The following is a 10,812-nucleotide window of genomic DNA, read 5'->3' as shown; positions in this document are numbered from 1 at the left end:
GGGCTTGCCCCGCGCTGGGGCGCGTAGCGGCCCCAATACAGCCACCGCGTTCTTTCAGGTAAAACGAGCCGGCCGGATTAGGGCCGCTGCGCGCCCCAGCGCGGGGCAAGCCCGCTCACCACAAATTAAATTCGGCCCAAAAAATCAGGTGGCTTTGAGCTTGAGGTGCCGCGCATACCAAGGCCGCTTCGGTACCCGCTTGAACAAGCCCTGCAACATTCCCTCGTCTTCGCCAAAAGTAATGCGCAGCGCCAGCTTCATGACCTCCGGGTCCATCTCCATCGACTTGCCCACCTGCAACCCCGGCGTGGTGCTGCAACCATGGGTATCCGGGCCCAGCCAGGGGTCGCCGACTTCCACCCAGCGACCCGGTGCGAACCAGGCCACGCCGTTGACTTGCAGGCGCTGGACTTCGCCCGGATTGAAGCGTTCATGGGCGCGGAACCAGTCTTCGATGCGGTCGTCGATCCAGCCGTGGAAATGCCAGAACACCGGGTTGACGTGGGAAGAAAACGGGTCGCCGAGGAAGTCGTTTTCCGCCGCATACCAGCGTGCAGCGAAGTCGGAAGGGTCACGGGCCATGGGCACGGGGGCGCCGTTGGAGGGATCACGCGGCACCGAGGCCCAGCGCATGTGCAGCCAGTCGTGCAGGCCAAGCTCCATCTCGGAGCCCAGTTGCCCCAGGGTGAGTTTGGCCAGGTAGCGCGGGTCGCGGTATTGGGACTCCCACACCTGGAAGTTGCTGTGATAGGTCTCGGCGGCCTTGATATCGCTGACCCACTGGGTGTAGTCGCTGTCATCCGGCGCCCACCAAGTGGGCGGCAGTGCGAAACCGTCGTGGTTGTCGAAATAGCGCAAAAAGCCGTGGCGATCACGCTCCAAGGCCGGTTGCGGCTCGGGGAATTGCGGCCATGAGGGGAGGTCTTGCATGGAGCGCGCGGTGCCGAGCATGTGGCGGTGCATGAAGAAGAAGTCGATACCCGAGCCGTTGCGGTCTTTGCGCTTGCCCCGTGCATCGCGCTCCAGGCCGCGCGGGCCGGGTTGCCAGCCTATGCCGCGCAAGGCCTCGCGCTTTTCCTCGGAGAGTTTGTGCCACTGGTCACGGGTGGCATGCCACAGCTGGTGGAACAGCCGGTGTTCGGGAGCAATCAGCCAGGCCAGCAAGGTCGGATTGAGGCCGATGCGTTGGCGGGCTTCTGGGAACCATTGTTTATGGGCGATGAAGCGATTATCGCGCTCGACCAAGGCCAGGGGGCGGTCCAGGTCGAGGATCTGCCCGCTGAGGGTGCTGCTGCCGGCGTTGGCAAAATCAGCCCAGACCTGGTCGAGGGTCATCTTGAATTCATAGGCGGGCGTACCGTCGGCCGAATCGCGGTCGATCAGCCGCCAGTAGAGCACGGCGCTCTCCCCCGTCAACAGGTCACCCAACACCCGGTAGCGCGGCTCGCCCTCGGCGCGCAGGTGGGCGGCGGTGTCCAGGTAACCGCGCAAACCGCGTCCACGGGGCGCAATGTCGAGCAGCAGTTGCAAATCTTGCAATGGCAGCCCTTTGAGGCCGGCGTCGCGGCCTTCCAGGCGCAGGTCCCACACCCCACGCAGGGTGTTCGCCAGGTGCTGGCCGGCGGTGTCGGCCAGGTCCACCGTGGCTTCGCCGGGGGTGATGGGGAATTCTTCTTCGCGCGTCAACTCGCGATGGGCATAGAAGGCGGCCGGCACCGCGGCGCCTGTCAGCGCCAGGCCTGCGATGAACCCACGTCGAGAGATGGTCATTGTCTACCTTAGGAAACGGCTTTATCAGAGCTAGAACGTTTGCCCGCCGGGGAAATTTACCGAGGCGCCCTCGCCGCCTAAATTTTGCCGCCGATCACTCGTTCTTCCCTGATAGCGAAGGCCTCAACTGACTGAGATGGCAATGACAAAACCACGTTCGAAAAAGGCGCTGTACATCGGCTTGCCACTGGCACTGGCCATCAGTGCCGGGGCCGGTTTCCTGGTCTGGGATCACTGGTTCAAGGGCAATGCCGGTTACCCGCTGGAGGTGATCAAGCAGGCCAATGAAATGCAGGACCGGCTGCTGTCGTTCGACAGCCATATCACCGTGCCCGTGGATTTCGGCACTGCCGGCAACGAAGCGGACAAGGACGGCGAAGGCCAGTTCGACCTGGTCAAGGCGGCACGTGGGCGTTTGTCCGGTGCAGCATTGACCATCTTCGGCTGGCCGGAAATCTGGAACGGCCCCAACGCCCCGCACAAACCCACCGACGGTTTTGTCGAAGCCGCGCGCAACGAGCAGGAAGTGCGCTACAAGATCATCAGCGGCATGGTGCGCGATTTCCCCAACCAGGTCGCCATCGCCTACACCCCGGATGACTTCCGACGCCTGCACGGCGAGGGCAAGTTCGCGATCTTCATCAGCATGCTCAACGCCTACCCGCTGGGCAACGACTTGAACCAGCTGGACCTGTGGGCGGCGCGTGGCATGCGCATGTTCGGCTTCAGCTACGTGGGCAACAATGCCTGGTCGGACTCGTCGCGGCCGCTGCCGTTTTTCAATGATTCCACTGACGCCCTTGATGGCCTGTCGGACATCGGCAAGCAAGCGGTGCACCGCCTTAACGACCTGGGGGTGATCATCGACGTGTCGCAAATGTCGACCAAGGCCCTGGAGCAAGTGGCGCAATTGAGCCGCACGCCGATGGTGGCGTCCCATTCGGCGCCACGCGCCTCCGTGGACATCCCGCGCAACCTGAGCGACAAAGAGCTGCAACTGATCAAAAACAGCGGCGGCGTGGTGCAGATCGTCGGCTTCTCCGCCTACCTGCGCCCGCTGAGCCAGCCGACCCAGGACAAGCTCAACACCCTTCGCGCCCGCTTCGACCTGCCACCCCTGCCCAACCTGGCCGTGGCGCTGATGCCGGGCGACGCAATCATTGCCGCCTGGCCCGAACACAAGTTCGGCGAATACGCCGGCGCGCTCTACGCCATCCTTGATGAAGAGCCCAAGGCCACCCTCAAGGACCTGGGGGACGCCATTGACTACACCGTGCGCAAGATCGGCATCGACCATGTCGGCCTGTCGTCGGACTTCAACGATGGCGGCGGCGTCCAGGGTTGGAACAACGTCGGCGAAATACGCAACGTCACGGCCGAACTGATCCAGCGCGGCTACTCCGAAGCCGATATCGCCAAGCTGTGGGGAGGCAACTTCCTGCGCGTATGGGACCAGGTCCAAAAATCCGCCAAGCCCTTGGCCAACCGTTAATCATCCAGAAGCCAGTCCATGACCGACCGCCGTACCTTTCTCAAGCAGGCCGGGGTATTTGCCGCCAGCCTGCCACTGGGCGCCGCCCTGCTCCCGCAAGCCATCGCCGCCAATGCACCAACAGATGACCCATGGACAGGGCTCAAGCAACTGTTCAACCAGGACCCGGCTTACCTGCACTTTTCCAACTTCCTGGTGGCTTCGCACCCCAAGCCGGTGCGCGAAGCCATTGAGCGTTACCGCGCACAGATCGACCGCAACCCCGGGCTGGCCATGGACTGGGACCTGCAGGAAACCTGGAAACGCGAAGGCCAGGTACGCGAGTGGGCCGGTCGCTACCTGAAGGCCACACCACCGCAAATCGCCCTGACCGGCAGTACTTCCGAAGGTTTGGCGATGATTTATGGCGGGATCAAGGTGCGGCCTGACCAGGAAATCCTCACCACCGTCCACGAACACTACGCCACCGAGTTCAGCCTGGATTTCCGGGTGCGCAAGGAGCAGACCCAGGTCCGCAAGATTCGCCTGTTCGACAACGCCAACCGGGTGTCCGCCGACGAAGTACTGGGCAACATCCAGCGCAATATCCGCCCCAACACCCGCGTACTCGGCATGACCTGGGTGCAGTCCGGCAGCGGCGTGAAGCTGCCTATCGGCGAGATCGGCAAGCTGGTGGAGGAACACAACCGCAACCGTGACGACAAGGACCGCATCCTCTATGTGGTGGACGGCGTGCACGGATTCGGCGTGGAAAACCTCGACTTCCCGGACATGCACTGCGACTTTTTCATCGCCGGCACCCACAAGTGGATGTTCGGCCCACGCGGCACGGGCCTTGTCTGCGCCCGCGACCCGCAGAACAACGACGTGACCCCGATGGTGCCGACCTTCTCCGAAGACAAGGACTTCGCCACCAGCATGACGCCAGGCGGCTACCACGCCTTCGAGCATCGCTGGGCGGCGGACGAGGCCTTCAAGCTGCACCTGCAACTGGGCAAGGCCCAGGTTCAGGCGCGGATTCACGCACTCAATACCGAACTGAAAGAGCAATTGCTGACCCACCCAAAAATCGAACTGGTCACCCCGCGCAGCCCAGAACTGTCGGCCGGTTTTACCTTCTTCCGCGTCAAGGGCCAGGACAGTGATGCCGTGGCGGCCTACATGATGAAAAACCGCGTGGTGATCGACGCGGTGGACCGCGATGTCGGCCCGGTGATCCGCACCGCCCCCGGCCTGCTCAATTCCTCCGCCGAGATCCAGCGCTTCATGACCCTGCTGAACCAGCGGGCGTGATGCACACCTTTTCCCCTTTGAATGAGAGGCCCACATGAACAAACCCCTCACAGCCCTGGCGCTCACCGCCCTGTGCGCTGCCTTGCTGCCCAACCTGGCCCAGGCCGCCGCGCCGCAACCTGGCAAGGTGTTCAAGGACTGCAAGGACTGCCCGGAAATGGTGGTGCTGCCCGCTGGCACCTTCACCATGGGCACGCCCGAGGATGAAGTCGGCCGCGAGCCGGATGAAGGCCCGATGCATGAAGTGACCTTCGCCAAGCCGTTTGCCATGAGCCGTTTTCATATCACCGCTGGCGAATGGGACAGCTACGTGCGCCAGACCGGCGTGAAGATCGCCGATGGCGACACCCGCCCCGGCCGCGAATGTATCGCCAGCAAGCCACGCTATCCCCAAGGCCCGCGCCAGCCGGCGGTGTGTATGGACATGGATGACATCAAACGCTATGTGGCCTGGCTGTCGAAAAAGACCGGCCAGCATTACCACATGGTCAGCGAGTCCCAGCGCGAATACGCCGCACGCGCAGGCTCTACCGGGCCGTTCCCCTTCCCGTTCGATGAAGGCAAGGACTACAGCATCGCCAAGCATGCCAACACGTACGGGCCAGCCGATGGCTACAGCTACTCGTCACCGGTCGGCAGCTACCCGCCGAATGCGTTTGGCATGTACGACATGCATGGCAACGTTTACGAACGAGTGGCCGACTGCGAACACCCCAACTACATCGGCGCGCCTACCGATGGCAGCGCGTGGATGGAGCCTAACTGCGAGGGTTACATGATTCGGGGTAATGACTGGGGTGAAGCGCCGGTGTTTTCGCGCTCGGGTAACCGCAACACGATCTACCCGCAGACGCGCGGGGATTGGATTGGGTTTCGGGTAGTGCGCGACCTGTAACACGGACACCCTCCAATGTGGGAGCTGGCTTGCCTGCGATGGCGGCAGGTCAGCTAACATCAATTTGTCTGCCCCACCGCTATCGCAGGCAAGCTAGCTCCCACATTTGGACCGCAAGCCTCAGGAAGATTTGGGGGTCAGCCCTTTTGGGCCAACAACGCCAACCCCTCATGCAACGCCGGGAACAGGCTGTTATTGAAGTTGTTCCAGCGCAACTCAAGGATGGTGTCTTGTGGCGTGATCTCGGTCTTGAGCACGTCGTGGAACACTTCACCCGAATCAATGCCGTTGTCGACGTAGTGGAACGAGGCACCGGTGAGGTACAGCGGCTCCGATGGCGTGGTGGCCTTGGTCGCCCAATCCGTGATCGTCAAACCACGCGCACCGTACAAGGCGTTCCAGGTGGCATAGGCACCGCGGCGCTCGTACGGCGATTCAATGCGGGTAATGCCCGGATGGATGTTCATGATACGACGGGCAAATGGCGCACCGGGACGCACCAGTTCATCCAGGATCACCAGCAAACCGTCCAGCACCACGATATCGGCCTTCAACTCCACCAGCGTGTCGTGCAGGCGGCGCTCGAAGTCCTGCTTGCCGGCGATGTGTTCCGCACTGCCCCGTGGCAGGCGTCGATAGGTCGACGGCACGCTCAGCAGCAAGTCATTGACCAGGCGCCCCTGCACGCGCAGGTCGGCCGGATACAACCATTGACGGCCCGGCTGGTAGGCGAAGCCGTAGTCGCTGACCAATTGCTGGTCCCGTGGGTTCTGCTCGTCGTCGTCATACACCACGCCCACCAGGTTATAGGCCTCGCCCAGCGGCGTGTCGTTCAGTGCGCCCGCCAGGGATTCCAGCACCGACATCATGTAGCGCTCATGGTCCTTGTAGGCCACCGGCTGCCCGGCCTTGTCGGCCGCGGCATTGCGCAGGGACCACACGTACACCAGATTCTTTTTCGTCATTGTTTCGCTCTCGCTGGATAGATCAGGCACGCGCCAATACGCGTGCGCCTACACCACAAGAACGAACCAGCCACCGTGCAATTTATCCACGACCGCCACCATCGGGCACACCGAGCTAAATAGTCGCGCCAATCCTTCGTTTGTCATGGGTAAGGGTCTGTGTGCCCAGCCCCCTCTTTTTCACTTTCCGGGAAGTATTTATGACCGACCCCAAGCGCGGCGCCTTCAGCGGTTTGCTCGCATTGCTCAGGCCCTTTCGCACCATCGTGACGGTCTCCGTCGCCCTGGGCATGGCCGGCGGCCTGGCCATCACGTTGCTGCTGGCCACCATCAACAATGCCCTGCACTCCTCCACCGGAATGACGCAGGGAGTGATTCTGACGTTTGCGGCGCTGTGCCTGCTGGCACTGACCAGTTCGATCGTCTCGGATATCGGCACCAACTACGTCGGCCAGCGGATTATCGCCGCCCTGCGCAAGGACCTGGGCGAAAAGGTGCTATCGGCGCCTATTGAACAGATCGAGCAGTATCGCTCCCACCGCCTGATTCCGGTGCTGACCCATGACGTCGACACCATCAGCGATTTCTCCTTCGCGTTCACCCCACTGGCCATCGCGACCACCGTCACCCTCGGCTGCCTGGGCTACCTGGCGTACCTTTCGGTACCGATGTTCCTGATGATGATCGTTGCCATCGTCATTGGCAGCAGCGTGCAATTTATCGCAGGCCACAAGGGCATCCGCGGCTTCGACGAGGCCCGCGACCAGGAGGACGAGCTGCAACGCTATTACTCTGCGATCGCCTCGGGCGCCAAGGAGCTGCGTATTCACCGGCCACGCCGCTACCGCATGAACACGCACCGCATCCAGAAAACCGCCGACCGCATCAGCGACATCCAGGTGCGCTCGGTGAACATCTATATCGTCGCCAAGACGTTCGGCTCGATGCTGTTCTTCGTGGTCATCGGCCTGGCCCTGGCGATGCAGGCCTACAACCCCAACCCGGACCCGGCGGTGATCACAGGCTTTGTGCTGGTGCTGCTGTACATGAAAGGCCCGCTGGAGCATGTGGTGGGTTACTTGCCGATCATTGGCAAGGCACGCATTGCCTTTGCGCGCATCACCGAGCTTTCTGACCGTTTCTCGTCGCCTGAACCCCATCTGCTGATGGATGGCAGCGAAGCCCCCACGCCGGTAGTCAACAGCCTGGAATTGCGCGGCGTGAGCTACAGCCCGCCGCCGGTGGAAGGCAGCCAGCCGTTCCATCTGGGGCCGATCAACCTGAGCATCAAGCAGGGCGATATCGTGTTTATCGTGGGCGAGAATGGCTGTGGCAAAACCACGCTGATCAAGCTGCTGCTTGGCCTGTATCAACCGCAGGCCGGGGAAATCCGCCTCAACGGCGAAACCGTGACCGACCCCGCGCGCGATGACTATCGCCAGCTGTTCACCACCGTATTCGCCGATTACTACCTGTTCGATGACCTGGTCCAAGGCAGCGCCACGCAGTCCCTGGACAGTGCCGCCAAGTACCTGGAGCGCCTGGAAATCGCGCACAAGGTCAGCGTCAAGGACGGCGTATTCAGCACCACCGACCTGTCCACCGGCCAGCGCAAGCGCCTGGCCCTGGTCAACGCCTGGTTGGAAGAACGCCCGGTGCTGGTGTTCGACGAATGGGCGGCCGACCAGGACCCAGCCTTCCGTCGCGTCTTCTACACCGAGTTACTGCCGGACCTCAAGCGCCTGGGCAAGACCATCATCGTGATCAGCCATGACGACCGCTATTTCGACATCGCTGACCAGTTGGTGCGCCTGCGCGCCGGCCAGGTGGTGCACGAAATGGAACCGGCGTGAATTTCTTTTCCGGTTTCTGCAGGTAGGAACGTCTCACTAGTGGTAATGAGAATTGACCTCAATAAACACCTATAAACTGCCAACCTAAAACATAGAAGAGAACTCATCCATGTCAGTAAGACTCGGTCTCAGCCCTCTGAGCAAAGCGCTATCCATGCGAAGGGCCCTGAACTTCAACCTCAAGCCTTGTGCCCTCGCCCTTGCGGTGTCCTTGCCCATGGCTGGTTATGTACAGGCCCAAGAGATCGAGATCGATATTCCTGCACAACCGTTGGGGACGGCGTTGCAGGCGTTTGGTCGCCAGACCAATCTGCAGGTGCTGTACAGCCCGACGGATGTGCAGGGTAAAACCAGTGTTGCAGTGAAAGGCAAGCTTGAGCCGACCAAAGCTATCGCCAGCCTGCTAAAGGGCACAGGCGTCAACTATGGTCTGCAAGGCAATGCTGTGACCATTAGCGCCAGCGGCGGATCCGCCCTGGAACTGGGTACCACCCAGGTCATGGCCAACCAGTTGGGTACGGTCACCGAGGGCACGGGCTCCTATACCCCCGGCACCATCGCTACCGCTACACGCATGGTTCTGACACCCCGCCAGACACCGCAATCAATCTCGGTGGTCACACGCCAGGCCATGGATGACTTCGGCCTGACGGGTATCGACAGTGTCATGCGCCACACGCCGGGCATTACCGTGTCGACGTATGACAGCGAGCGTACCAACTACTATTCACGCGGATTTGCCATCCAGAACTTCCAGTACGATGGCATTCCAATGACGCGCAACGCGCCCTACTCTGCCGGCCAGACCCTGACCGACATGGCGATCTACGACCGCGTCGAGGTACTCAAGGGCGCCACCGGGCTGCTGACCGGCGCCGGCGGCCCGGGCGGGACCATCAACCTGGTGCGTAAAAAACCGACTTCGGTGTTCCAGGGCCACATCGAACTGGGTGCGGGCTCCTGGGATAAATATCGCTCGGAAGTCGATGTCAGCGGTCCGCTGACGGAAACCGGCAACGTCCGCGGCCGGGCCGTTGCCGCTTACCAGAAAGAACACTCGTTCATGGATCACTATGAACGCAAGACCAGTGTGTTCTACGGCATTCTCGAGTTCGACCTGGACGAGGACACTCTGCTGACCGTCGGCGCCGACTATCAGGACAACGATCCGAAAGGCTCCGGCTGGTCCGGCAGCCGCCCCATCTATGACCGGGCCGGTAACACGATCAGCCTGCCGCGCTCGTTCAACAACGGCGCCAAGTGGAGCAAATGGGAGCAGTACTCGCGCACCGCGTTCGCCACCCTCGAGCACACCTTCGACAACGGCTGGGTCGCCAAAGGCCAATACAACCACCAGATCAACGGCTATAACGCCCCGCTGGGCTCCCTCACCCGGCCAGATCCCGTGACGGGGCTGTCCTCGATCTACGGCAACAAGTTCACCGGTGAAACCGTCAGCGACAGCGGCGATGTATACCTGACCGGTCCCTTCAGCCTTTTCGGTCGCGAGCATGAACTGGTGGTCGGCTCATCGATCTCTTCTTCGCACTGGGTGGGCAAGGACTACTACAGCCCGACCTACATCAACAACGTTCACGATTTCTACAACTGGAATGGCGACAGCATCGAACCGGATTGGGGCAAAGTGGGTTTCAAGAACGACGAAACCACACGCCAGACCGGCAACTACATGACCGCGCGCTTCAGCCTGATGGACGATCTGCACCTGTTGTTGGGTACGCGGGTCGCCAATTACCAGGTGACCGGCACCAGCGACACCAAGGACACCGGCAAAGTCATCCCGTATGCCGGGTTGGTCTATGACCTCAACGACAACTACTCCTTGTACGCCAGCTACACCGACATCTATCTGCCCCAAACGGCTTACCGCGATACCAGCAACAAAATGCTCGAACCGGATGAAGGCACCAACTACGAGATCGGCCTCAAGGGTGAGTTCTACGACGGTCGCCTGAATGCCAGCCTGGCTTACTTTGAAATCAAGGAGGAAAACCGCGCTGAAGCCGACTTGAACTACAGCGGCATATCGCTGATCGACAACCCTTATAAAGGTATCAAAGCCAAGACCAAGGGCTTCGAAGCGGAAATCTCCGGCGAACTGGCCCCCGGCTGGCAGCTGCAAGCTGGCTACACCCATAAAGTCATTCGTGACCAAAGCGGCGAAAAGGTCTCCACTTGGGAGCCGGAAGACCAAGTCAATCTCTACACCACCTACAAACTCAAGGGTCCTCTGGATAAGCTGACCCTGGGCGGTGGTGTACGCTGGCAGGGGGAAGGTTGGCAGGTGCTGACCAACCCCACCACAGACCGCAAGGAAAAATTTGCGCAAGACCCCTACTGGCTGGTGGACGTGATGGCCCGCTACCAGGTGACCGAGAGCGTCTCTGCCACAGTCAACGTCAACAACGTGTTCGACAAGAAGTACTACACCAACATCGGGTTCTACAACTCGGCGTACTACGGTGACCCACGCAATGTGATGCTGACGACGCGCTGGAGCTTCTAAGCTCGGGTAACAACAAT

The 10,812-nt window shown here is 61.3% G+C and carries 7 protein-coding genes; 5 read left to right on the top strand and 2 right to left on the bottom strand.

All coding sequences use genetic code 11. The features are described 5' to 3' along the window. Positions 1 to 144 precede the first annotated feature (144 nt). A complete protein-coding gene (pvdP, locus tag OZ428_RS14000) occupies positions 145 to 1,770 on the bottom strand; it encodes a pyoverdine maturation tyrosinase PvdP (RefSeq protein ID WP_269133774.1) in 1,626 nt (541 codons plus the stop codon). Between the two features lie 142 nt (positions 1,771 to 1,912). On the opposite strand from pvdP, the gene pvdM reads away from it, so the two are divergent. Genes pvdM through pvdO form a run of 3 tightly spaced genes read left to right on the top strand, consistent with a single transcriptional unit; the run spans position 1,913 to position 5,450 of the window. After that, a complete protein-coding gene (gene pvdM / locus OZ428_RS13995; RefSeq protein WP_269133773.1) occupies positions 1,913 to 3,262 on the top strand; it encodes a pyoverdine-tailoring dipeptidase-like protein PvdM in 1,350 nt (449 codons plus the stop codon). Positions 3,263 to 3,280: 18 nt separating this feature from the next. Then, on the top strand, positions 3,281 to 4,555 hold the full coding sequence (gene pvdN / locus OZ428_RS13990; RefSeq protein ID WP_269133772.1) for a pyoverdine-tailoring periplasmic protein PvdN: 1,275 nt from the start codon (positions 3,281 to 3,283) through the stop codon (positions 4,553 to 4,555). A 34-nt stretch (positions 4,556 to 4,589) separates the two neighbouring features. Continuing rightward, positions 4,590 to 5,450 carry a dihydropyoverdine dehydrogenase gene (pvdO, locus tag OZ428_RS13985; RefSeq protein ID WP_269133771.1) on the top strand — a complete coding sequence of 287 codons (861 nt, stop codon included), beginning with the start codon at positions 4,590 to 4,592 and terminating at the stop codon, positions 5,448 to 5,450. A 137-nt stretch (positions 5,451 to 5,587) separates the two neighbouring features. Here pvdO and OZ428_RS13980 read toward each other — a convergent pair whose 3' ends face one another. Next, positions 5,588 to 6,415, bottom strand: a complete 828-nt coding sequence (locus OZ428_RS13980; RefSeq protein WP_269133770.1) for a N(5)-hydroxyornithine transformylase PvdF — start codon at positions 6,413 to 6,415, stop codon at positions 5,588 to 5,590. A 200-nt stretch (positions 6,416 to 6,615) separates the two neighbouring features. On the opposite strand from OZ428_RS13980, the gene OZ428_RS13975 reads away from it, so the two are divergent. Together OZ428_RS13975 and OZ428_RS13970 are read left to right on the top strand one after the other, a co-directional pair. Further along, positions 6,616 to 8,268 carry a cyclic peptide export ABC transporter gene (locus tag OZ428_RS13975; protein WP_061436343.1) on the top strand — a complete coding sequence of 551 codons (1,653 nt, stop codon included), beginning with the start codon at positions 6,616 to 6,618 and terminating at the stop codon, positions 8,266 to 8,268. A gap of 154 nt (positions 8,269 to 8,422) precedes the next feature. After that, positions 8,423 to 10,795, top strand: a complete 2,373-nt coding sequence (locus OZ428_RS13970; protein ID WP_061436342.1) for a TonB-dependent siderophore receptor — start codon at positions 8,423 to 8,425, stop codon at positions 10,793 to 10,795. The last annotated feature ends 17 nt before the right edge of the window (positions 10,796 to 10,812 follow it).

The organism is Pseudomonas sp. GXZC (assembly GCF_026967615.1).
In the GTDB taxonomy this organism is placed as follows: Bacteria; Pseudomonadota; Gammaproteobacteria; order Pseudomonadales; family Pseudomonadaceae; genus Aquipseudomonas; species Aquipseudomonas azotoformans_A.
Note: the sequence above shows the minus strand (reverse complement) of the source record. Positions and strands in the feature narration are given on the sequence as shown.

Excerpts from the sequence above, each read along its gene's own strand:
- pvdP (WP_269133774.1), bottom strand. The coding sequence starts at position 1,770 with ATGACCATCTCTCGACGTGGGTTCATCGCAGGCCTGGCGCTGACAGGC.
- OZ428_RS13975 (WP_061436343.1), top strand. The coding sequence starts at position 6,616 with ATGACCGACCCCAAGCGCGGCGCCTTCAGCGGTTTGCTCGCATTGCTC.
- OZ428_RS13970 (WP_061436342.1), top strand. The coding sequence starts at position 8,423 with ATGCGAAGGGCCCTGAACTTCAACCTCAAGCCTTGTGCCCTCGCCCTT.
- pvdO (WP_269133771.1), top strand. The coding sequence starts at position 4,590 with ATGAACAAACCCCTCACAGCCCTGGCGCTCACCGCCCTGTGCGCTGCC.
- pvdM (WP_269133773.1), top strand. The coding sequence starts at position 1,913 with ATGACAAAACCACGTTCGAAAAAGGCGCTGTACATCGGCTTGCCACTG.
- OZ428_RS13980 (WP_269133770.1), bottom strand. The coding sequence starts at position 6,415 with ATGACGAAAAAGAATCTGGTGTACGTGTGGTCCCTGCGCAATGCCGCG.
- pvdN (WP_269133772.1), top strand. The coding sequence starts at position 3,281 with ATGACCGACCGCCGTACCTTTCTCAAGCAGGCCGGGGTATTTGCCGCC.